The sequence below is a fragment of the Pantoea latae genome, assembly GCF_002077695.1.
Lineage (GTDB): Bacteria > Pseudomonadota > Gammaproteobacteria > Enterobacterales > Enterobacteriaceae > Pantoea > Pantoea latae.
This window is the reverse complement of record NZ_MWUE01000033.1, coordinates 43,970-65,779: the sequence shown is the minus strand read 5'-3', so window position 1 is coordinate 65,779 and position 21,810 is coordinate 43,970. Positions and strand designations below refer to the sequence as shown.

The window sequence follows — 21,810 nt, the reverse complement described above, 5'->3', positions numbered from 1 at the left end:
CGACCAGGCAGGGACGCATTGTCTGCTTTGAACGAAAAACGGACCTTAAGGCACAATCGGCTGCTAGTTGTATCTGGGCCACAAGCAGACGCTGAGAAAACCGCCGATAGTGCTAAAAGCTACGACGTCGATATCAAGCGCATCCTGTCAGTCATGTCTTCACTGCTGAGCGCAAAAACTCAACAAATGCGCGTACGCGCGCCGACAGATGGCGATTCTGGGGATAGAGAATCGAAAACGGGCGAGAGCGGCCGCCATATTTTTGCAGCACCTCTACCAGCTCTCCCCGCCTTAACGCGTCTCCCACTGCAAAGCGATAGGTTTGATAAAGGCCTCCGCCTGCGTTAACCCAGGCGACAGCCCCTAACGCATCATTAAGTACACGCATCCGGCTGGTTATCGGCTTCTCGACTGAATTACCGGATTCATCAGTGAACAGCCACTGCAGCGGGCGCCCTGTATTCGGCGATATGTACTGGATGCAATCGTGTTGATTGAGGTCATCAATACGGTTGGGTTCCCCTTTTTTTGCAAGGTATGCCGGCGTTGCGAATACCCCAAGCGAGGCCTCCTCAAGCTTGAAGGCGACAAGCCGCGAATCTTGCGGAATGCCTAGCCTGATTGCCAGGTCGAAGCCCTCCTCAACAAAGTCGATTATTTTGTCCGAGAGACTGATCTCTATGTCGATCTGCGGATAAAGTGCAGTGAACCTGGGCATCAAGGGTAACAGGCGAAACGTGCCGTAAGCCGCACTAACGCTGATGCGTAGCGGTCCGCTAGGAACGGTTTGTGAACCCGTGATCGCTCGCTCAGCCTCGGCGATTTGCTCAAGCGCCTGATGACATTCTTTCCAGTAAAGCTCGCCCTCAGCTGTAAGCCTGACGGCGCGGGTGGTCCGTATAAAAAGGCGTACGCCGAGACGCTGCTCAAGCCGACTAATCGACCGACTGACGGCGGCCGGCGTCAAACCGAGACTCTCAGCCGCGCTGGTGAAGCTGCCGGTCTCCGCTGCTCTACAGAACTGTTCAATGCCGCCCGGCTGAAGGGGGTTTCCCGCTGCCATATTAATTACCATTTGTAATAAATGAATTGATTATTACATGGTTTATCAACCACGGACAGCGCATTACAGTACGTCCAGTGCTTCAGCAACAACGTGTCAGGGCCGCGCGACTCAAGCAGTGCACGGTTTTGGCCTACACCGCGACATACTTTCAGGAGTAACACCATGACGAGCAAACTGAACGTTTACACATCGCCTTCGGCTTTCCCTAACCCACAGCGCCTGCGCCTGTTCATGCATGAAAAGGGGATTGCCGATCAATTCCAGGAGACGATTTACGACATGACGCCAGTGGGCGAACAGCGTGGATGGCGTCACCTGAAAATGAATCCCTGGGGTGAGACGCCGACCCTCGAGCTGGCTGACGGTAGCTATATTTCCGAAACTGCCGCGGTCGTCCGTTACCTGGATCAGACCTACCCCGGCCGCAAGATCATGGGAGCGACGCCGCTGGAACAAGGCCTGGACAACATGTGGGATAACCGCATCTGGGTTCACATCCTGTATCGAATCGTCACGGCTTTCCACGTTCTGCATACCGGCCTCGGCTTCAAGCTTGAACTGACGAAGAATGAGGCCTGGGGGGAACACTGCCGCAAAGAAGCGTTGGCCCATGCTGCGCTGGTCAACAAACATCTTGCCGACGGACGCCAGTGGTTGCTGGGGGACGACGAGCCGACTTTCTCTGACATCACGCTGGCAACCGCGATCGCGTTCTCAAAGTTCCCGGTGAATGCTACGCCGCTGGACGAACGTTTCGAGTTCCTGGACGCATACTGGCAGCACTGGCAGCAGCGTCCAGCTTTCCAGGCTGCATATGCAGACCGAAGCAGCGGTATCCCTGAGCTCGATAACAAGGCGTGATCTCACTTAAGGTTGCGCGAAATCCAGCCGTGGATTTCGTGCGATCGAAGAGGTCTACTTTGGGGCGGAAGCGGGCAGGCTCGATTTGCCGCAGTGATTTGCGTTTCAACAGATCCAGATAACGTGCTGGAAATCGGTATTAACCCTGTTTCCCGATGATGAGGAAAACAGTCCAACTTTTCTGAAAAGAGCGGCGCGGCGCTGCTTGTTTATAACAAAAAAGCAATAAGAAGAGCGAGGCTTGTTTACATTTCTGTTATTGGCGCTGCGTGCTTTCCTTGCGGGGCAAGGGTTCTCACTGTTTTGCCGCCTGAAGTCGCAGGCCGCGTATTGCAGCGCTTTTGCCACCCAGTTATAACTTACAGCTATAACATATGCCTTTACGATATCAGTGAGGCCAGTTTAGAGGTGCTATTTTAACACTCTCTAAAACAGCATAAGTGACATAAATATGGCGTCACATATTATTGATTTTCTTTTAATTGGCAACAACTTTGGCACACCAGAAATGCGTAACGTCTGGTCGGAGCAAAACCGACTCAGGCAGCAGGTAAAAGTCGAGGTGGCGCTGGCGCAGGCGGAAGGCGAACTCGGCGTTATCCCGCAGGAAGCGGCGCAAGCGATTGTCGAGCGCGCCGACCCGTCGCAGCTGAATATCGATGAGATCGCGCAGCAGGGCGCGCAGATGAAGCACTCGCTGATGCCGACGCTGATCGCGCTGCAAAAACAGTGCGGCGAGGCGGGGGAGTTCATCCACTACGGCGCCACCACCCAGGATATCGTCGATACCGCCACCGTGCTGCAGCTGCGCGATGCGTTCGCCATCATTCAGCGCGATGCGACCCAGCTGGCGAATGAACTCGCCACCGTCGCCAGACGTCATCAGCATACGCCGATGGTGGGCCGCACCCACGGCATGCAGGCGCTGCCGACCACCTTCGGCTTCAAGGTCGCCGTCTGGCTGGATGAGTTTGTGCGCCACCTGACGCGCCTGAACGAAATCAAACCGCGCGCGCTGACCGGCAACGTCAACGGCGCGATCTCCACCTACGCCTCTTTCGGCCCGCTGGGACCGGAAGTGGAACAGCGCACGCTGGATATTCTCGGGCTGGCGACGCCGACCATCGGCTGGCAGTCGGCGCGCGACCGCTTCTCTGAGTTCGCCTCGGTCGCGGTGCTGATCAGCGGCACGCTGGGCAAAATCGGCAACGAGTTGTACAACCTGATGCGTTCGGAAATCAATGAGATTGAAGAACCCTTCTCTGCCGGCAAAATCGGTTCTACCACTATGCCGCACAAGCGCAACCCCGCCGCGCTGGAAGGGTTGGCCAGCCTGACCGCGCCGGTGCTAAAAAGCGCCGCGCTGATCTATGAATCGATGCACGTCGAGCACGAGCGCGACGCCATGAGCTGGCGCGCAGAGTGGATCGCGCTGCCGGAAATCTGCATTTATCTCTCGGCGCAGCTGCAAAACGCTATCGCCATTATTCGCGGCATGACGGTGAACGCGGCGCGCATGCGCCGCAATCTCGATATGCAGGGCGGCCTGCTGCTGTCGGAAAAAGTGATGTTCGAACTGGGCAAAAAGCTCGGCAAACAGACCGCGCACCATGTGGTCTACGAATGCGCCATGCAGGCCTACGAACAGCAGCGCGACTTTAAAGAGACGCTGCGCGCCCATCCGCAGATGGACAACAGCATCAGCGACGATGAATTCAACGCCTGGCTCGATCCGGTGAACTACCTCGGTTCGGCGCCGCGCAAGGTCGATGAGGTGATCGCCGCCGCGCAGGCGTCGGGCCTGCTGGAGACGCGAGCATGAGCGACAGCTACCGTCAACTGACCGAGGCGGATACCGCCGCCTATTATCCGCTGGTGCATGCGGCCTACGCCTCCGCGCGCGAGCTGGGCATTAAGTTCGACGCCGCCACCGCCGATGCGGCGCAGATGCAGCGTCATATTGCCACGCACGGCGTCTACGGCATGTTCCGCGACGGCGAGCTGGTGGCGTCGGTGACGCTGCGCTATCCCTGGGGGCCGCTGCCGGGTCCTTTCGGTCTGCCGCACATCGGCTGGTTCGCCACCGCGCCGCACCTGCGCGGACAGCGGCTGGGAGCGAAGATGCTCGACTGGCTGGAACAGGCGGTGCTGCGCGATCAGCTGCGCGCGCCCGCTTACTCGCTCGGCACCGCCGAAAGCCATCCGTGGCTGATTCAGCTTTATGAGGCGATGGGCTTTGAGAAGGTCAGCAAAAAAGATCTCGGCAAGGGCCACATCACCGTTTATATGAAAAAAAACCTCGATGCACAGCACGCCCGCTAAGCGCGGCTGCACAGAAAAAACCAGGGAGATCACCATGAAAAAAGGGTTAATCGCACTGTCCGTCATGATGGCGGCCTCACTGCTTAGCGCCTGCGACAACAACGACAAAGCGGCCCAGAACGGTTCCGACGCCAGCACCATCCGCGTCGGCGCCACCGGCCTGAGCTTTCCCGGCGCCTATAAAAAAGATGGCAAGCTGACCGGCTTCGATGTGGAAGTGACCGAAACCATCGCCAAAGACCTGAACTACAACATCGAATGGGTCACCTCTGACTTCAGCGGCCTGATGGGCCAGCTGGAAGGCGGCAAGCTGGATACGGTGGCGAACGTGGTGGCGATCACCCCGGCGCGCCAGGCGAAATATAACTTCTCTACCCCTTACAGCTACTACGGCAGCCAGATTGTCACCAACAAAGGCAACGCCAGTATCAACACGCTGGACGACCTGCGCGGCAAAACTATCGCCGGCGTGCTCGGCTCCAACCATCTGGCTAACCTGAAAAAGGCGTTCGGCGACAACGGCGTGACCATCCGCACCTATGAGAGCCGTGACGGCGCAATGAACGACGCCATCAACAATCGCGTACAGGGCTACGTTAACTCCGGGCCGATTCTGCTGGCGGAGATCAACCAGAAAGGGCTGCCGCTGAAATTTGTCGGCGAGCCGCTGGTGGTCGAGTCGGTCGGCTTCCCGTTCCATAAGGACGAGAAGGGCGACAAGCTGCGCGCCGCGTTCGACAAAGAGGTCGAGGCGATGCGTAAAGATGGCCGCCTGAAGGCGATCTCGGAAAAATACTTCGGCGAAGATATCACCGCGCAGCCGTCTCACTAACCCTGAGTTGGCTTGTCAACGTTTGCCACCGCTGGGTGGCAAACGTCGTTAAGGGCTTGTTATGAATTTTGATTTCAATTATCTGCTAAAAATTTCGCCGCAGATCCTCAGCTATCTGCCGGTCACGCTGATGCTGGCCGTGGTGTCGATGGCGTGCGCCATGGTGATCGGCCTCGGGCTGTCGCTGCTGCGCAACAGCAAATCGCCGCTGGTGAGCAAGCTGGTCGAGCTGTACATCTCGTTGTTCCGCGGCATGCCGTCGCTGGTGCAGCTGTTTATTATCTACTTTGGTTTGCCGCAGCTGTTTCCGGCGCTGACCGGGATGTCCGCCACCACCGCCGCGATTATCGGCTTCAGCCTGAAGACCTCGGCCTATATGGCGGAGATCTACCGCGCCGGCCTGGCGTCGGTGGATCCCACCCAGATGGAAGCGGGGCTTTCAATCGGCATGCGTCGCACGCAGATCTATCGCCGCATTATTTTGCCGCAGGCGCTGCTTAACGCGCTGCCCGCCACCGGCAACACCTTTATCTCGCTGATCAAGGATACCTCGGTGGCGTTTGCGCTGGGCGTCTCGGAGATGTTCGCCGAAGGCAAAATGATCGCGGCGGAGTCGCTGCGCTACTTCGAAACCTTCCTCGTAGTAGGTCTGATTTACTGGCTGGTGATTATCGGTTACGCCCGCCTGCAGGCGCTGCTGGAGAAAAAACTCAGTCACTCACTGCAACGCTAAGGCTCTTATGATCAGTGTAAAACAGCTTAATAAACGTTTCGGCGACAAAGTGGTGCTGGACGATATCAGCCTGACCATTGGCGAAGGCGAAGTGGTGGCGATTATCGGCCCTTCCGGCTCCGGCAAATCGACGCTGCTGCGCTGCCTTAATCTGCTGGAAAAGCCGGAGTCCGGCGTAATTCAGATCGGTGACGTGGCGCTCGACACCGCCAGCTACAACGCGAAAGAGGAGCATGCGCTGCGCGGCCAGACGGCGATGGTGTTTCAGAACTACAGCCTGTTTCGCAACAAAACCGCGCTGGAGAACATCACCGAAGGGCTGATCATGGTGAAGAAGATGGCGAAAGCGCAGGCGAACCAGACCGGGATGCAACTGCTGGAGCTGGTCGGCATGGCGCCGCAGGCGCATCAGTATCCGGTGACGCTCTCCGGCGGCCAGCAGCAGCGCGTCAGCATTGCGCGCGCGCTGGCAGTGAAGCCGCGCGCCATCCTGTTTGATGAGCCGACCTCGGCGCTCGATCCCGAGCGCGTGCACGAGGTGCTGCAGGTGATGAAAAGCCTGGCGCAGCAGAAGACCACCATGGTGATCGTCACCCATGAGATGCAATTCGCCAAAGAGGTGGCCGATCGCGTCATTTTTATGGCGGATGGCCATATTGTCGAGCAGGGGCCGGCAGAGCAGGTGATCAGCTTCTCCGACAACCCGATCACGCGCCGCTTTTTGCGCCAGATGACTAACATCGACACCAATCAAGATTTCAATATTTAAGCGCGCCGCCGCATACTTTGCCGCAGGCCACCGCATGGGAAGGAATGAATATGAAAGAGATCCGCGAACAGGATCGAGCGCTTGCCAGTCAGATCCAGGCGTTTCGCCACGATATGCACCGTTTTCCGGAGCTGTCGAATCAGGAGTTCGAAACCACTAAAAAAATCCGCGCGGCGCTGAGCGCGGCGGGCATCCGCATTCTCGATCTGCCGCTGAAAACCGGCCTGATCGCCGAGGTGGGCGAGGCGTCAGGTCCGCTGGTGGTGGTGCGTTCCGATATTGACGCCCTGCCGATTGAAGAGGAATCCGGCGTCGAGTTTACCTCTGAAAACGCCGGGGTGATGCACGCCTGCGGCCACGATTTCCACACCTCCGCCGCGCTGGGCGCCGCCATTCTGCTGCAGCAGCAGGCGGCGTCGCTGAAAGGCCGCGTGCGCATTCTGTTCCAGGCGGCCGAAGAGACCGGCCTGGGCGCCCCCGACCTGATCGCCACCGGCGCGCTGGATGAGGCGGCGGTGATTTTCGGCATCCATAACGACCCGACGCTGCCGGTTGGCGTGGTGGGCGGCAAAGAGGGCGCGCTGACGGCAGGCGTCGATCGCTTTGAAATCAAAGTCGCCGCAAAGGGCGCGCACGCGGCAAAACCTCATGAGGGCAACGACCCCATTATTATCGTGGGGCAGATTATCAGCGCGGTGCAGACGCTGATCAGCCGCAACGTGCCGTCGGATCAGAACGCCGTGGTCTCCATTACGCAGATCCACAGCGGCAGCACCTGGAACGTCATCCCGGACACCGCCTATCTGGAAGGCACGGTACGTACCTTTAGCGCCGAGGCGCGTGCCCTGATCGAACAGCGCTTCCGCGCGCTGCTGGACGGGCTGGCCGTGGCGTTTGGTGCGGAAATCGAGTTTCTCTGGCATGCCGGCCCGCCGTCGGTGGTCAATACCGCAGAGTGGGTCGATTTCGCGCTGGAGCAGGCGAGCGACGTCGGCTTCGAGGCGCGCCGCATTGAGGCCAGCCCGATCGGTGAAGACTTCGCCTTCTATCAGCAGAAGATCCCCGGCACCTTTATGATGGTCGGCTCCGGCGGGCCCTGGGCGCTGCATCATCCGAAATTCCGCGTTGACGATAAAGCGCTTTTCCCCACCGCGCAGTATCTGGCGCAGCTGGCGGTTAACGCCTTGAATAAACTCGCCTGATTTTTCTCCTCCAGAGGCGAACGCCGGTGCGTTCGCCTTCTCTCCAGCGTTACTTACTTAAGTTTCAAAACCCCACGCCGATAAGGTTGATAACAGCCTTGCTGTTTTATTCGCCTGTACCTGAAAACAATAAAAGTGGGGAGAACACCAATAATGAAAACGGATCGCGCTGCGAAACGGAGAGTAAGCACCCGCGCCATGATGTTGCTGACCGGCGCGCTGACCATCGCTACCGGCTTTGCCATCACCATCGGCGTGCTGAGCTGGCAGTCAGGCCAGGCGCAGCGCGCGCTGGCGGAAGAGTATCTGCAACAGATTGCGCGTAGTAAGGCGCTGGAAGTGGAAAAAACCCTTAACCATGCGCGCGACGTGGCGCAGAGCCTGGGGCAAAGTATCATCGCGCTGCCGGACGCCGGCATCCATGACCGTCGCGCCATCGATAAGCTGACCGAGTACGCGCTGCGCAGCAATCCCGACTACCTTTCCGTGTCGGTGATCCTGGAAAAAGATCGCTTCGACGGGCGCGACGCCGAGTTCGCCACGCAGAGCGGCCAGCCGCCGCAAGGGCGCTACGCCTGGTATGTGGACGTGGATAAGGCGGGGGTTTACAACATGCACCCGCTCATGACCTATCTGACGCCGGGCCAGGGCGATTACTATCTGGTGCCGCAGCGCACGCGCCAGGATCTCTCTACCGAGCCCTACAGCTACGTCTCCAACGGCGTGCCGACGCTGGTCACCTCTATCGCCACGCCGATTATCGATCGCGGCAAGCTGTGGGGCGTAGTGACCTCCGATATTTCGCTGGCGACGCTGCAGCAGCGCGTCAATGAGATCAAGCCCTGGCAGGGCACCGGCTACGCTATGCTGCTCTCCAGCGGCGGCAAAATCGTCTCCTCTCCTGATAAAGCGCAAAACAACCAGCTGTGGAAGGGTGATAAAAGCCGCCTGACCGCCGCGGTGACAGAGCAGGAGGATGCGCTGCTCGGTGAAAAAACGCTGATCACCTGGCAGCCGATCGCCATCGGCAACAGCAGCAACGTCTGGTATCTGGGCGTCGCCGCGCCGCTGGATTTGGTGATGAGCGCCGCGCGTCAGCAGCTGCACAACGCCTTATGGATGATGCTGGCAAGCATCGTGCTGGTGAGCCTGCTGCTCGGTGTGGTCTTCAGCCGCATCGTGCTGCGTCCGCTGGGCGGCGAGCCCGCTGACGCGGCGGCCTTTGCGCTGGCGGTGGCGGACGGGCAGCTGAATACGCGCATTCCGCTAAAAGCGGGCGACCAGCGCAGCCTGTTCTATGCGCTGCATACCATGCAGGCGCGGCTGAGCGCGATGGTCAGCCATATTAAAGAGACCAGCGCCTCGGTGCGCGACGGCGCAGAGGAGATCGCCAAAGGCAATATCAATCTGGCGTCGCGCACTGAACAGCAGGCCGCCGCGCTGGAGGAGACCGCAGCCAGCATGGAGCAGCTGACGGCGACGGTAAAACACAACGCCGCCAACGCCCATCAGGCGACGACGCTGACCGAGAACGCCTCGCTGACCGCGCGCAAGGGCGAGGCGCTGGTGGGCGAGGTGGTGCAGACCATGTCGCAGATTAACGACAGCGCGCGCAAGATCGGCGATATCACCGCTATCATTAACAGCATCGCGTTTCAGACCAATATCCTTGCGTTAAACGCGGCGGTTGAAGCGGCGCGCGCAGGGGAACAGGGGCGCGGTTTTGCCGTGGTGGCCTCTGAGGTTCGCAGCCTGGCGCAGCGCAGCGCCGCGGCGGTGAAGGATATCGCCTCGCTGATTGAGGAGTCGACCCAGCGCGTCGACAGCGGCGTCAGCCTGGTGCGTCATGCGGGCGACACCATGCAGGAGATCACTCAGGCGGTGACCTCGGTGCAGGCGATTATCGCAGAGATCGCCACAGCGTCCGACGAGCAGAGCCGCGGCATCAGCCAGGTTTCCATCGCGGTTAACGAGATGGACAGCGTGACGCAGCAGAACGCCGCGCTGGTGCAGGAGATTTCCGCCGCCGCCAGCGCGATGGAGGATCAATCTTCGCAGCTGGCGCAGTCGGTGGCCCAGTTCCGGCTGGAGGGGCAAGCCGTCTAAAATTATTCAATACCCCCCGAGAGTCTCCTGCCCTACAGGAGACTCTTTTTTAACGTACACAGCACGGTTGAGCCGATCAGGGCAGCAAAATATAATGGAATGGTGTGAAGTTTTTAATAAAGCCGGATAAACTACAGGCTAAGATTTTTACGTTATGGGAGAAGAAAATGAGCGGTAATAACAAAACCCAGTCAGATTATATGAAACCCTCTCGCGCGGATATGGCGCGCTCTATAGCGACATCAACCGCAGTTGAAACCGGTCAGCCTTCGGCTAAAGTTGAAGCTTCGCTAGAAGCGGCCCGCAAGAAATACGCGCATCTTCACCTTGCCTGATTCTTTCTTAATGCATTACGGACCCAGTATTTCATGGGTTCATAGTCCAGCGACAGACCTGCATGAATAGCAGAGATGTATTGTGGGCGGTGCTGTTCCCAGCTTTGATAATCCAGCGATTTGTATCCTCCCTGAACCGCCATCACATCGGCTAATAATCTCGACAAGCGACCATTCCCTTCTCGAAAGGGATGAATAAGTATCAGCTCGACATGAGTTATTGCGATAGCCTCGATAAGCTGTTCTTCATTCATTGCTGTACAGGGTGTATAGCGGGAAAGAATGTTGTTATCGAAATCAGCAAGAAGTTTAGGCAGTCGTGCAGAAGGAGCAAACATAAAGCCACCTTTGCTGATATTGACGCCTCTTTCTTGTCCCGCCCATTCATAAATATTGCCTAACCAGCGACGGTGCCACTCCTTAATTATCTTTATGGTGAGCTGGCCGGTAGGGAAATGGTCTTCAAAAACAGAATGGTAGAGGCGCTCAAGAAGAACCAGTTCAGCATCATCAATTTCATGAGTAACGGTAATACCGAGCTTATTAGCCAGAACACGATCGCCTGAGTCTTTCGCATACTGGCCTTCGCTGCCGAAAACGTGGTATCGATTCATGATCACGCCCAAACAGGGTTCAGGATAGGGTAGAAAATATACTGTTCAACCGCTTCACGGACAATGGTTAAGGAATATCAGCACGGGGAGATCACGCAGTCTGGTGCCGACTAGAGGCGGGCGGTCCTCGCGCCGCTGACGCAGTACCTTCACGCCATTCGTCTGCCTGACGGACCGGTGGGGATGGAACCTCCCTGTTCCAGCCCCACCTTTCGCCCGCATCCCTGCGGGCTCTCCTGGCAGACTCACTCTGTTCAGCGCTGCGGAATGCCCGCCCCTGATCGGCCCCAGCCTGCTGGGCAGCTTCCGTGTGCGCTGTGGCCCGCACCAACAGCTCATATGCGCATAAGAAAAGGCCGCTATTTTAAGCAAATAGCAGCCTTACCTGTAAATGACCTTAACTAGCCAGAAGGCTGCTTTTTTTGGGTTATCACCTTAGCCTTGCCAGCGCGACTGGCGGATGATGCTGCAGAAATTAAGCGGCGCGAAATCAGGTTGTTTATCCGCTAGCACATCGGCTTTAACGTTGCCGAAGGTGGTCTGCGGTTTGTGTCGGATACCGTCGTAGAAGGCCTGAATAATCTCTTCTTTAAAGGCGGCGCCGCGCGGATGCTGTTGCACCACCGCCGCGCGCGCCTCGTCGTTAAACGCATCGTAGCCTATGCCCAGAACGTCCATCTCCACACCTGCGGTCACCAGCGCAATTTCCGCCGCCATAAATTCCGGGATGCCGGGCGTGGTGTGTAGCGCGATCGCGGTCCATACCTTGTCGATGTCGCTCTGCGCAATGCCATAGCTGGCGAGAAAGGCCTGCGCCGCGTTCGCGCCGTCGACCTCAAAGCGCTTGTCGCAGCTGCAGTGCTCATGCGTCAGGCCGATATCGTGAAACATGCAGCCGACATAGAGCAGCTCGCGATCGACCTGTAGTCCGCGCTGCTGGCCCGCCAGAGCGCCCCAGTAATAGACGCGGCTGGAGTGGTGAAACAGCAGATCGGATTCATTGTCGCGAATAAAGGCGGTGGCGTCGCGAGCCAGTTGCGTATCGGGAATGGCGACGCCGTTTATCTGAAAGCTCATCAGTCTTCTCCTGTGGGTTAACTGACAGTGAGCATAAAACGCATGACGAATGTCTTAAATTAACTTATAACGACGATTCAGGTCATAACGGCAAATCAGGACGCCCCTCTGTCATGTCTCACTCAGTTACCCTGTTTGCACTGCCTGGCGTGCAGCTGCTTGATGTTTCCGGTCCGCTTGATGTGTTTGCCGAGGCGAATCGCGCGCTGCGGCGCCAGTTTTATCGCCTGAACGTGATGGCGGCAGAGCCAGGCGTCATTACCGCCTCCTCCGGCGTGCGCATCGGCGCCGACGTGTGGCTGGAGGAGGCGCTGGACTATGTGACGGATACGCTGCTGGTCGCGGGCGCGCCGAACGCGGAGCAGCAGCGTCTGAGCGAGTCGCAGTGCGCCCAGCTCAGCGTGCTGTGCGCGCGCAGCCAGCGCTATGGATCCGTTTGCAGCGGCGCGCTGCTGCTGGCGCAAACCGGGCTGCTGCAAAGACGGCGCGTCACGACGCACTGGGCCTGCGCCGATCTGCTGGCGCTGCGCTGTCCAGAGGCGCAGGTCGAAGCGGACGCGCTCTATGTCGCCGACGGGCCGCTGCGCACCTCGGCGGGCGTAACCGCCGGGCTGGATCTGGCGCTGCGGCTGGTAGAGGAGGATTTGGGTCGCGACATTGCGCAGGAGGTCGCGGCGAGTCTGGTGATGTTCTTTCGTCGACCGGTTAATCAGGGGCACTTTGCCCGACGCGACAGTTTGTCGCTGACGGGCCGCGCCGCGCTGCAAGAGTTGCAGCGCTGGGCGCTGGCGCATTTGCCCACCATCGGCGGCGTGTCCGACCTGGCGGCGCATATGGATCTCAGCGTGCGCCATCTGAATCGGCTGTTTCGTCAGCAGCTGGATATGCAGCCGGGAAGCTGGCTGGAAAACGCCCGCATTGAGAAAGCGCGGGCGCTGCTGGAAGAGGGCCGCCTCCCGCTCAAGGCGATCCCCGAAGCCTGCGGCTACCGCAGCGGCGACGTGATGCGCCGCGCTTTTGCGAAGCGCACCGGGATAACGCCAGCGGTTTATCGGCGAATGTTTCATCAGTCGTAAAGCAAAAACAGCATCCGGGCAGGGCACAGGCTGCGGAGGGATCCATGAAACAGGACGTTGATACTCAACGAGCTGCTCAACGCGCGCCAGAGGCGGTGCTCTGTCAAATCTCCAGCTCGACCTTCACCCAGCCCGCTTCGCGCCTGTCGAACGCCTCATAGGCCTCCATCACCTTCTCAATCGGCTCTACGTTGGTCAGCACGCCGGCGGGATCGATAGCGCCGGTGCGCGTTAGCTCCAGCAGGTAGGGGATATGGGTATGGTGGTTGCAGTTCCCCATCTTAATAGTGAGATTTTTGTTCATCGCTTTGCCAATGGGAAAAATCTCGGCGGTCGGCGGATAGACGCCGATAATGCTGAGGCGACCCGCTTTCTTTAACCCGGCAATCGCCCACTCCAGCGCCTGGGTCGGCGCGTCGCCAGGGATCCAGTTGTCGTGCTGAGGATGGGTCTCCGGCGCGACCTGCGCCACTTCCTGCGCGAATTTATCCGCTTTCTCTTCCGCCTCTGCGCTGGCTGGGCCGTGATGCGCATGCTGGCTGTCCACGCCGACCGCGTCGATGGCGCAGTCCGCGCCGGTGCCGCCGGTCAGCTTTTTGATCACCTCAACCGGATCTTCCTGCTCGAAGTTGATCGGGAACGCGCCCTGACGGCGCGCCATCGCCAGCCGATCCTCATGACTGTCCACCGCAATGACGCGCGCCGCGCCCAGCAGCAGCGCGCTGGCGATGGCAAACTGCCCAACCGGGCCGCAGCCGAATACCACGACAATATCGCCGCGCGTGATATCGGCCAGCTCGGCGCCAAACCAGGCGGTCGGGAAAATATCGCTGATCAAAATCGCCTGCTCATCGGTGACGCCGTCAGGAATTTTCACCAGCGTATTGGCGGCGAAGGGAATGCGCGCTTTCTCCGCCTGCAGGCCATTGACCGGGCCGGTGGCTTTGGGGCCGCCGAAGAAACAGGTGCCCGCTTCCGGACCGTTGGGATTGGCGTTGTCGCACTGCGCGGTGTGGCCGGCGCGGCAGGGCGGACAGACGCCGCAGGAGACCGTTGAACAGACCACGACGCGATCGCCGGGCGTAAAGTTGCGCACCTCGTCGCCCACCGCTTCCACAATGCCGACCGCCTCATGACCGAGGATGGTGCCGGGCTGCATATCGCTAAAGGTGCCGCGAATAAAGTGCAGATCGGTGCCGCAAATTGCCGAGGCGGTAATCCGAATGACAGCATCGCCCGGTTGCTCGATTTGCGGATCGGGAACGTTATCCAGCTGGATATTTCCCACGCCGTGCCAGACCAGTGCTTTCATTATTTACCTCTGCCGTTGATGTCGTTTGCTGGAAACCAGCCGGACTAAAAAGTATAGAAAGCAGCTGAAATTCTGCCCGGCCGTTAAATAAGCGCAGCGGGTTGCAATGATTAACACTTTTTGGGATCTCTCTCGTAAACAATTTTAGCTCACTGAAATACCGAGGTTTTTATGGCAGGGAATCAGACGAAACGCGGACGTTTTAATCAACTGGATGTTAATAAGCGCAGCCGCCAGATTGCAGGCGATTTAATTGCCGCTAAGCTCAAAACATAACTTTACATAACAAACAAAAGCACGCTGGCAAGAAGCCAATTGCAATGTCGAGAACGAGGCGTTAAATGTCAGAGAAAACCTGTACCATTATTTATAATGGCGAACCCCTGGTGGGCGCCATTAATCAGCCCTTGATCGACTTTCTCACCGAGCAGGGAAAAAAACTGCCTCACGTCTGTTACCACCCGGCGCTGCAACCTTTAGAGAGCTGCGACGTCTGCTGGGTAGAGGCCAACGGCGAAAAAGTGCGCGGCTGCACGCTGCGCACCTTTCAAGGGCTGGAGATCAACAGCGAGGGGGAGTGGCCGCGCGCCGCGCAGCAGGAAGGGATGGACCGCATCCTCAACCGCCACGAGCTTTACTGCACGGTGTGCGAGCACAACACCGGCGACTGCACGCTGCACAACACCGTCGCGGATATGCATATTCCGATTCAGTACTATCCCTATCAGCGCAAACCCACCAGCAAAGATCACTCTAACCCTTTTTACACCTACGATCCCGACCAGTGCATCCTGTGTGGACGCTGCGTGGAAGCCTGCCAGAACGTCGAGGTGAATGAGACGCTGAGCATCGATTACACCCAGGAGCATCCGCGCGTGCTGTGGGACGGCGGCACGCAAATTGCCGGATCGAGCTGCGTCAGCTGCGGCCATTGCGTCACGGTCTGCCCGTGCAACGCGCTGCTGGAAAAAACCATGCAGCCCGACGCCGGGCCGTTCACCGCCATGGACGAAGGGCTGAAGCGTCCGATGATCGACTTCGTCAAATCGCTGGAGAACAGCATCGGCATGGAGCCGATCACCGGCATTTCGCTGATCGATGACGCGCTGCGCCAGGCGGAAATCAAACGCACGAAAACGGTCTGCACCTACTGCGGCGTCGGCTGCAGCTTTGAAATCTGGACGCGCGATCGCCATATCCTCAAGGTGCAGCCGGTGGCGGAAGCGCCTGCCAACGGCATATCCACCTGCGTAAAAGGCAAGTTCGGCTGGGATTTCGTCAACAGCCCGCAGCGTCTCACCACGCCGCTGATCCGCGAAAACGGCCGCTTTCGTCCAGCCAGCTGGGACGAGGCGCTGGATCGCGTCGCTCAGGGGCTGCGCGACGTGGCGCGCCAGCACGGCGGCGACGCCATCGGCTTTATCGGCTCCAGCAAGGCCAGCAACGAAGAGGCCTACCTGACGCAAAAGATCGCCCGGCTGATTTTTGGCACCAACAACGTCGATAACTCCTCGCGCTACTGCCAGAATCCGGCGACCGAAGGACTGTTCCGCACCGTCGGCTACGGCGGCGACGCGGGCACCATTCGCGATTTGCAGAAAACCGAGCTGATTATCACCGTTGGCAGCAACCTGGCGGAGAACCATCCGGTGATCGCCTCGCACATCAAGCAGAGCCACAAGCATCGCGGGCAGAAGCTGCTGGTGGTCGATCCGCGCAAACACGAAATGGCGGAGCGCGCCGACCAGTTCCTGCGCATCAAGCCCGGCACCGATATGGTGTGGGCGTCGGCGATGTCGAAGTATATGTTCGATCACGGCTACGCCGACGAGGCGTTTCTGGCGCAGCGCGTCAATCAGGTTGAAGCCTATCGCGCCTCGCTCGCGCCCTTTACGCTGGAATTTGCCAGCGAGATCACCGGGCTGAGCGTGGAAGAACTGACGTCGGCAGCGGAGATGATCGGCCAGGCGGGCAGCGTCTGCCTGCTGTGGGCGATGGGCATTACTCAGCACAGCCACGGCGCGGACGCCAGCACGGCGCTCTCTAATCTGCTGCTGGTGACCGGCAACTACGGGCGTCCGGGCACCGGCGGCTATCCGATGCGCGGCCACAACAACGTGCAGGGCGCCAGCGATTTTGGCTGTCTCAGCAACGTCTATCCCGGCTATGAAAAGGTCACTGACGCGGCGATACGGGAGAAATGGGCGCGTGCCTGGGGCGTCACGCCAGAGGAACTCTCCGACCAGGCTGGCGCGGATAACTTTATGATGGTGCAGCACGCCCACGAAGGGAAACTGCGCGCCATGTACATCACCGGCGAAGAGACCGCGTTTTCCGACGCCGATTCCACCAAAGTGCATGAGGCCTTTAGCCGTCTCGACTTTATGGTGGTGCAGGATATCTTTATGAGCCGCACCGCCGAGTTCGCCGACGTGGTGCTGCCAGGCTGCCCAAGCGTGGAAAAAGAGGGCACCTTCGTCAACACCGAACGCCGCATCCAGCACTTCTCTCCCGCGATGAACCCGCTGGGCGACAGCCGCCCGGACTGGTGGATTTTCACCGAGCTGGCCGCGCGCCTCGGCCATCACTGGAACTACCCTAACCCTGGGGCGATTATGGCGGAAGCGGCGGGAATCGCCGAGATCTTCGCCGGCGTCAGCTATGAGCGGCTGGTGGGCTGGCAGTCGCAGATCTGGCCGGTGCTGCCGGACGGCGAAAGCACGCCGCTGCTCTATACCGAAAAATTCAAATTCCCCGACGGCAAAGCGCGGCTCTATCCGCTGGAATGGCAGCGGCCGATGGAAGAGGCGGACGCCGAATACGATCTGATGCTGGATAACGGTCGCATGCTGGAGCATTTCCAGTCTACCAACCAGACCGGCCAGGGCGGCCGCATGATGTCGCTGTCGCCCAACTGGTTTGTGGAGATTTCGCCGCAGCTGGCGCAGGCGCGCGATTTGAAAGAGGGCGAGTGGGTCGAACTTAAATCACGGCGCGGCACGGTAGAGGTGCCGGTGGTGGTGACCGATCGCGTAGCGGGCAACGTGCTGTTTATTCCCATCCATCACGGCAAGCCCGGCGTAAACGGCCTGACCGGCGAGCATCACGATCCCGACGTCAACACGCCGGCCTACAAAGAGATCGCCGTCAGCATGACCAAACTGGCGCGCAGGCCGCAGCCGAACCCTATTCCGCGCCACAATTTCCGCCACGGTCGGCGCACGCCGCTGGATCATCTGCCCATTGAGCAGAAGTGGCAGCAGGAGGGCTATGTCGAGCCGCCTGAACACGTTGAACACCCGGAGAAATTTTAATGGCCGAACGACTTTCCTACACCGTGCCGCCGACGCGCACCGAAAAAACCGCGCAGGAAGCGATGGACGAGCTGGTAGAGAACCTGCATCAGCACGGTTTTCTGCGCCTGGCGAACGATGCCATCAAAGCCAATAACGATATCGGCAAACTTCTGGTTTCCGGGCTGAACCGGCCAGGCACGCAGAGCGCAATGCAGAATATTTCGCTGATCCTGATGACGCTGAGCACCATTCCGCCGGAGCGGCTGAATCATATTTTGCTGGCGCTGCGCGACGCGGCGATGGCGATGAAGCCCGCCAGCGACGCCGCGCAGCAGGAGGGCCACGCCGCGCCCGGTCTGCGCGGCGTGCTGCATCTGCTCGGCGACGAAAAGCTGTGGCAGGGACTGCGGCCGCTGTTCGCCGCGCTGGAGGCGTTTTCCGCCGGCATGCAGCGCGAGGAGGAGAAGCCGATAACCCGCTATAGCGGAAAGCCGAGCAATGAGTGACGCCGAGTGGGTGCTGCTGCTGTCGCGCGGCCAGTTCGCGCTTACTATGGGGATGCATATTACGCTGGCCGCGCTGACGCTGGGTCTGGCTCCTTTTTTACTCTGGTTCGAAGCGCGCTGGCTGTGGGGAAAGCAGCCGGGCGCGCGCGAGGCGCTGCGCTTCTGGCTGAAGATCTTCGCCCTGACGGTGGCGATCGGCGCGGTATCCGGCGTGGTGATGGAGGTGCAGTTCGGCACGCACTGGTCCGGGCTGTCGCAGAAGGTCGGCGGCGTTATCGGGCCGCTGCTGTTTTATGAAGTGCTGGTGGCCTTTTTCCTCGAATCGGGCCTGACTGGCGTGATGCTGTTTGGTATGGGAAAGATCCGGCCAGGCGTGCACTTTATCGTCACCGGCTTTGTGACGCTGGGCGCGCTGCTGAGTGCGTTCTGGATCCTCGCCGCCAACTCCTGGCTACAGACGCCCACCGGTTTTAGCCGCGACGAGAGCGGTCGATTCCTGCCGGAAAGCTGGGCGATGGTGCTCTCCGCGCCGTCGTTTCCGTTTCGCTTCAGCCATATGCTGCTGGCGTCGCTGATCGCGGCGGCCTTTATGATCGCCGGCGTGGCGGCGCGTCGGCTGCTGCACGACGCCCAGGAGCAGGCGGCGCGCCGCATGCTCACCGCCGCGCTCTCGTTTACGCTGGTCGCGGTGCCGTTGCAGATCCTGGTCGGCGATCTGCACGGCGAAAATACCCTGGCGCATCAGCCCGCCAAGCTGGCGGCGATTGAGGGCAGCTGGCATCCCCCCGCGCCGGGTGACGGCGAGCCGCTGCGGCTGTTCGCCATTCCCGAGCAGCAGGCGCAGCGCAACCGGCTGGAGCTGGCGATCCCGGATATCGCCTCGCTCTATCTGCGCCATAACCTCTCTGGCCATATCAAAAGCCTGAGCGAGTTTGACGCGCAGGATATTCCGCCGGTGGCGCCGGTGTTTTTCGCCTTTCGCCTGATGGTGGGGCTGGGCGTCGCGATGCTGCTTGCCAGCCTGATCGCCAATGTGCAGCACTGGCGCGGTCGGCTTGTCGCGTCGCGTCCTTTGCTGCGCATGCTGGTGTGGCTCTCGCCTGCGGGTTTTGTCGCCATGCTGGCCGGCTGGCTGGTAACGGAAATCGGCCGTCAACCCTGGACGGTATACGGCATGCTGCGCACCGCTGACAGCCTTTCTCCGCTGTCGCTCTCTACCACCGTGGCGATCCTGGCCGCTATTTTGCTGGTCTACGGTTTAAGCTTCGCGCTTGGGCTGCGCTATCTGCTGCGGCTGGTCTCCGCGCCGTTGCAGCCAAAGGGTGACGTTGTCACGCAAGAGATCAGGACCACGCCATGACCATTGCCGATCTCGCCGCGCTGACGCTGCTGCTCTCCATGCTGATTTATGTGCTGCTCGACGGCACCGATCTCGGCGTCGGCATGCTGCTGCTGCTGTTCAACCAGGAGTCGCAGCGCAAGCGTATGGTGCATTCGCTATTGCCCATCTGGGACGCCAATGAAACCTGGCTGGTGCTGCTGGCGGGCGGCATGTTCGCGCTGTTTCCGCCGGTTTACAGCCTGCTGTTCAACACCCTGTGCGGCCCGGTTTTCGCCATGGTGCTGGCGCTGTTTTTGCGCGGGCTGGCGCTGGAGTATCGGGCGCAGGCGCAGGAGGCCTTTCGTCACTGGCTCGATCGGCTGATGTGCGCCAGTTCGGCGCTGGCGGCTTTTCTCCAGGGCTGGTGCGCGGGCGTGGTATTCAGCGCCGAGCCGCATCGCGGTCTTGAGACAGGATTCGCCCTGACGCCGCTGCTGTGCGGGCTGGGGCTGGTGGCGATCTATCTGCTGCTGGGCTGCTGCTGGATCCGCTGGCGCATCGGTGAGGATACCGATGAAAAGGCAAGCCTGCTGGCCTGGCTGTTTTGGGTGCTGTCGCTGGTGATTTTTCTCTCGGTGCTGCTGCTCAATGGCGATATCTGGCGCACCAGCTGGCAGCGCTGGCCGGGCAAAGTCGCCATTGGGCTGATCGCTTTGCTCTGGCTGGCTCAGCTGCTGGCGCTGTGGCGCGGACGGCCCACCTGGCAGCTGGCATTGACGCTGGGGTTGATCAGCGCGGTATTCGCAGGCGTCGCCTGCGGCTTTTATCCCTGGCTGATCCCCTGGCAGCAGGATCTGCATCGCAGCGCCGCCTCAGCGGTGACGCAACGCTTTGTGCTGATCGGCAGCGCTATCGTGATGCCGCTGACGCTGATCTACCACAGCTGGGCCTTCTGGGTGTTTCGCGGCAGGGTGCGTTAAGCCTTGTCGTGTGTCGTCTGCTGGCGCGCCAGGGTGCGCGCCAGAATCGACGAGTAGAGCGGCTTGCCGCCGAGGAACTGCGCCAGCAGCGTCGCCCCCAGCCCGGTGACGATCATCGGCAGGATCAGCTGATAGTTATCAGTCATCTCCAGCACCAGCACGATGCCGGTCAGCGGCGCGCGCACCGAGGCGGCGAGCAGGGCGCCCATGCCGGCGATGGCGAAGGTGGCGGGCTGCAGATGATAGAGCGGAAAGATCTCCGCCATTAGCACGCCGAAGGCGGTGCCGAGCACGGTGCCGAGCGCCAGCATAGGCGCGAAAATGCCGCCCGGCGCGCCGGAGCTGAAGCAGAGCAGCGTGGTAAACAGCCGCACGGCAAAAATCAGCAGCAGCACGCCCAGCGTATAGTGGCCGCCCGCCGCCTGTGGGATAAGCTCGAATCCGCCGCCGGTGCCGGGCGCAAACCACAGCGCCAGCACGCCGCAGCCGCCGCCGAGCAGGCCGCCGATGGCGACCACGCGCCAGATGCGCCCGGCATAGAGCCGCGCAAAGGCGTCCTGAAACAGAAAGATCAGCCGGTTAAACAGCACCCCGACCACGCCAAACAGCATGCCGAGCACCAGATAGAGCCACAGCGTCTGCACCGGCGCGTCCGCCAGCCTGCCAACGGAGATCACCGGCTGCGCGCCGTTCAGCAGGCGAAACACGATGCTCGCCATAATCACGCCGGTGAAAACCGCCTTAATCGAAATCAGGTTGTAGCGAAACTGCGGCCGCATCTCTTCGATAATAAACAGAATGCCGGCCAGCGGCGCGTTGAAGGCGGCCGCCAGACCTGCCGCTGCGCCGGTCGCAAGCAGCGAATGACGCGCTTCGTCGCTGCGGATGCGCAGCAAATCGAGCACCATGCGGCCGATATTGCCGCCGAGCTGCACCGTCGGCCCTTCACGGCCAAGTACCATGCCGGCGCCGAGCGTGCCCATTCCGCCAAAGAATTTTACCGGGATCACGCGCCACCAGCGCACCGGCCGCAGCTCCTCCAGCGCCCCCTCGATTTCGGGAATGCCAGAGCCTGCCGCTTCCGGGGCGAAGCGCCGCACCAGAAAATAGCCCACCATCGCCAGCAGCGCGGAGAGCAGAAACGCCAGCGCGTAGAGGGGCCAGCCGGAAAGCAGCGCCGGATCGGCGTGGCTAAACCGCCAGTGCTGCACCCAGGCGACCGCCCTGGCGAAGGCGCTGCCGACCAGGCCGACGATGATGCCGACCAGCGCGGCGGAGATAAGCACCGCAACAGGGGTTTTATCACGGTTGAGCAACGCCCGGAACATGCGGTTACGCGCCGGGATGGACTGGGGAACATTGACCGAGGAGTGCGCTTCGTTGTTCACAATCATTCACTGCA

At 60.2% G+C, this 21,810-nt stretch carries 19 protein-coding genes; 14 read left to right on the top strand and 5 right to left on the bottom strand.

Annotated elements, in window-relative coordinates; all coding sequences use genetic code 11:
- Positions 1–151 precede the first annotated feature (151 nt).
- Complete coding sequence (locus tag B2J69_RS20130; RefSeq protein ID WP_167376597.1) at positions 152–1,063, bottom strand: LysR family transcriptional regulator; 912 nt, start codon at positions 1,061–1,063, stop codon at positions 152–154.
- A gap of 165 nt (positions 1,064–1,228) precedes the next feature.
- On the opposite strand from B2J69_RS20130, the gene B2J69_RS20125 reads away from it, so the two are divergent.
- The 9 genes from B2J69_RS20125 (at position 1,229) to B2J69_RS20085 (ending at position 10,226) form a co-directional block, all read left to right on the top strand.
- Positions 1,229–1,927: a glutathione S-transferase family protein gene (locus B2J69_RS20125; RefSeq protein ID WP_081141673.1), complete on the top strand. Its 699-nt coding sequence runs from the start codon at positions 1,229–1,231 to the stop codon at positions 1,925–1,927.
- Positions 1,928–2,378: 451 nt separating this feature from the next.
- A complete protein-coding gene (purB, locus tag B2J69_RS20120) occupies positions 2,379–3,749 on the top strand; it encodes an adenylosuccinate lyase (RefSeq protein WP_081141672.1) in 1,371 nt (456 codons plus the stop codon).
- Positions 3,746–4,249, top strand: a complete 504-nt coding sequence (locus tag B2J69_RS20115; RefSeq protein WP_081141670.1) for a GNAT family N-acetyltransferase — start codon at positions 3,746–3,748, stop codon at positions 4,247–4,249. Before purB ends, B2J69_RS20115 begins: the two co-directional genes overlap by 4 nt.
- 28 nt (positions 4,250–4,277) lie before the next feature.
- A complete protein-coding gene (locus B2J69_RS20110; RefSeq protein WP_236722767.1) occupies positions 4,278–5,081 on the top strand; it encodes an amino acid ABC transporter substrate-binding protein in 804 nt (267 codons plus the stop codon).
- Between the two features lie 61 nt (positions 5,082–5,142).
- Positions 5,143–5,814 (top strand): amino acid ABC transporter permease, encoded by a 672-nt coding sequence (locus B2J69_RS20105; protein ID WP_081141669.1) that lies wholly within the window; start codon positions 5,143–5,145, stop codon positions 5,812–5,814.
- A 7-nt stretch (positions 5,815–5,821) separates the two neighbouring features.
- Positions 5,822–6,583 (top strand): amino acid ABC transporter ATP-binding protein, encoded by a 762-nt coding sequence (locus B2J69_RS20100; protein WP_081141668.1) that lies wholly within the window; start codon positions 5,822–5,824, stop codon positions 6,581–6,583.
- A gap of 50 nt (positions 6,584–6,633) precedes the next feature.
- On the top strand, positions 6,634–7,785 hold the full coding sequence (locus B2J69_RS20095; protein WP_081141667.1) for an amidohydrolase: 1,152 nt from the start codon (positions 6,634–6,636) through the stop codon (positions 7,783–7,785).
- A 153-nt stretch (positions 7,786–7,938) separates the two neighbouring features.
- Complete coding sequence (locus tag B2J69_RS20090) at positions 7,939–9,891, top strand: methyl-accepting chemotaxis protein (RefSeq protein WP_081141666.1); 1,953 nt, start codon at positions 7,939–7,941, stop codon at positions 9,889–9,891.
- 104 nt (positions 9,892–9,995) lie between these two features.
- Positions 9,996–10,226, top strand: coding sequence for a hypothetical protein (locus tag B2J69_RS20085; RefSeq protein WP_081141665.1), 231 nt, complete (start codon positions 9,996–9,998; stop codon positions 10,224–10,226).
- Here the strand turns inward: B2J69_RS20085 and B2J69_RS20080 are convergent.
- Together B2J69_RS20080 and B2J69_RS20070 are read right to left on the bottom strand one after the other, a co-directional pair.
- Positions 10,214–10,840 carry a Fic/DOC family protein gene (locus B2J69_RS20080; RefSeq protein WP_081142235.1) on the bottom strand — a complete coding sequence of 209 codons (627 nt, stop codon included), beginning with the start codon at positions 10,838–10,840 and terminating at the stop codon, positions 10,214–10,216. The genes B2J69_RS20085 and B2J69_RS20080 overlap by 13 nt on opposite strands.
- 435 nt (positions 10,841–11,275) lie before the next feature.
- On the bottom strand, positions 11,276–11,917 hold the full coding sequence (locus B2J69_RS20070) for an HD domain-containing protein (protein WP_081141662.1): 642 nt from the start codon (positions 11,915–11,917) through the stop codon (positions 11,276–11,278).
- Positions 11,918–12,030: 113 nt separating this feature from the next.
- On the opposite strand from B2J69_RS20070, the gene B2J69_RS20065 reads away from it, so the two are divergent.
- Positions 12,031–12,993 carry a GlxA family transcriptional regulator gene (locus tag B2J69_RS20065; RefSeq protein ID WP_081141655.1) on the top strand — a complete coding sequence of 321 codons (963 nt, stop codon included), beginning with the start codon at positions 12,031–12,033 and terminating at the stop codon, positions 12,991–12,993.
- Positions 12,994–13,096: 103 nt separating this feature from the next.
- On the opposite strand, the gene B2J69_RS20060 is transcribed toward B2J69_RS20065, so the two are convergent.
- Positions 13,097–14,305: a zinc-dependent alcohol dehydrogenase gene (locus tag B2J69_RS20060; protein ID WP_081141652.1), complete on the bottom strand. Its 1,209-nt coding sequence runs from the start codon at positions 14,303–14,305 to the stop codon at positions 13,097–13,099.
- Positions 14,306–14,646: 341 nt separating this feature from the next.
- Here B2J69_RS20060 and fdhF point away from each other — a divergent pair, with 341 nt between their 5' ends.
- The 4 genes from fdhF to B2J69_RS20040 are packed head-to-tail and all read left to right on the top strand — an operon-like array spanning position 14,647 to position 20,408.
- Positions 14,647–17,619 carry a formate dehydrogenase subunit alpha gene (gene fdhF / locus B2J69_RS20055; RefSeq protein WP_081141649.1) on the top strand — a complete coding sequence of 991 codons (2,973 nt, stop codon included), beginning with the start codon at positions 14,647–14,649 and terminating at the stop codon, positions 17,617–17,619.
- Positions 17,619–18,107 (top strand): DUF1641 domain-containing protein, encoded by a 489-nt coding sequence (locus B2J69_RS20050; RefSeq protein ID WP_081141646.1) that lies wholly within the window; start codon positions 17,619–17,621, stop codon positions 18,105–18,107. Before fdhF ends, B2J69_RS20050 begins: the two co-directional genes overlap by 1 nt.
- Entirely contained in the window at positions 18,100–19,467 is a 1,368-nt protein-coding gene (locus B2J69_RS20045) for a cytochrome ubiquinol oxidase subunit I (RefSeq protein ID WP_081141644.1), read from the top strand. Before B2J69_RS20050 ends, B2J69_RS20045 begins: the two co-directional genes overlap by 8 nt.
- The gene (locus tag B2J69_RS20040; RefSeq protein WP_081141641.1) at positions 19,464–20,408 is read left to right on the top strand and encodes a cytochrome d ubiquinol oxidase subunit II; all 945 of its coding nucleotides are present in this window, start codon (positions 19,464–19,466) and stop codon (positions 20,406–20,408) included. The genes B2J69_RS20045 and B2J69_RS20040 overlap by 4 nt, the downstream gene beginning before the upstream one ends.
- Here B2J69_RS20040 and clcA read toward each other — a convergent pair.
- The gene (gene clcA, locus B2J69_RS20035; RefSeq protein WP_407944756.1) at positions 20,405–21,802 is read right to left on the bottom strand and encodes a H(+)/Cl(-) exchange transporter ClcA; all 1,398 of its coding nucleotides are present in this window, start codon (positions 21,800–21,802) and stop codon (positions 20,405–20,407) included. The genes B2J69_RS20040 and clcA overlap by 4 nt on opposite strands.
- Between the last annotated feature and the right edge of the window lie 8 nt (positions 21,803–21,810).

Coding starts and splice junctions, on each gene's coding strand:
- B2J69_RS20130 (WP_167376597.1), bottom strand. CDS start 1,063: ATGGCAGCGGGAAACCCCCTTCAGCCGGGCGGCATTGAACAGTTCTGT.
- B2J69_RS20125 (WP_081141673.1), top strand. CDS start 1,229: ATGACGAGCAAACTGAACGTTTACACATCGCCTTCGGCTTTCCCTAAC.
- purB (WP_081141672.1), top strand. CDS start 2,379: ATGGCGTCACATATTATTGATTTTCTTTTAATTGGCAACAACTTTGGC.
- B2J69_RS20115 (WP_081141670.1), top strand. CDS start 3,746: ATGAGCGACAGCTACCGTCAACTGACCGAGGCGGATACCGCCGCCTAT.
- B2J69_RS20105 (WP_081141669.1), top strand. CDS start 5,143: ATGAATTTTGATTTCAATTATCTGCTAAAAATTTCGCCGCAGATCCTC.
- B2J69_RS20100 (WP_081141668.1), top strand. CDS start 5,822: ATGATCAGTGTAAAACAGCTTAATAAACGTTTCGGCGACAAAGTGGTG.
- B2J69_RS20095 (WP_081141667.1), top strand. CDS start 6,634: ATGAAAGAGATCCGCGAACAGGATCGAGCGCTTGCCAGTCAGATCCAG.
- B2J69_RS20090 (WP_081141666.1), top strand. CDS start 7,939: ATGAAAACGGATCGCGCTGCGAAACGGAGAGTAAGCACCCGCGCCATG.
- B2J69_RS20080 (WP_081142235.1), bottom strand. CDS start 10,840: ATGAATCGATACCACGTTTTCGGCAGCGAAGGCCAGTATGCGAAAGAC.
- B2J69_RS20070 (WP_081141662.1), bottom strand. CDS start 11,917: ATGAGCTTTCAGATAAACGGCGTCGCCATTCCCGATACGCAACTGGCT.
- B2J69_RS20065 (WP_081141655.1), top strand. CDS start 12,031: ATGTCTCACTCAGTTACCCTGTTTGCACTGCCTGGCGTGCAGCTGCTT.
- B2J69_RS20060 (WP_081141652.1), bottom strand. CDS start 14,305: ATGAAAGCACTGGTCTGGCACGGCGTGGGAAATATCCAGCTGGATAAC.
- fdhF (WP_081141649.1), top strand. CDS start 14,647: ATGTCAGAGAAAACCTGTACCATTATTTATAATGGCGAACCCCTGGTG.
- B2J69_RS20050 (WP_081141646.1), top strand. CDS start 17,619: ATGGCCGAACGACTTTCCTACACCGTGCCGCCGACGCGCACCGAAAAA.
- B2J69_RS20045 (WP_081141644.1), top strand. CDS start 18,100: ATGAGTGACGCCGAGTGGGTGCTGCTGCTGTCGCGCGGCCAGTTCGCG.
- B2J69_RS20040 (WP_081141641.1), top strand. CDS start 19,464: ATGACCATTGCCGATCTCGCCGCGCTGACGCTGCTGCTCTCCATGCTG.
- clcA (WP_407944756.1), bottom strand. CDS start 21,802: ATGATTGTGAACAACGAAGCGCACTCCTCGGTCAATGTTCCCCAGTCC.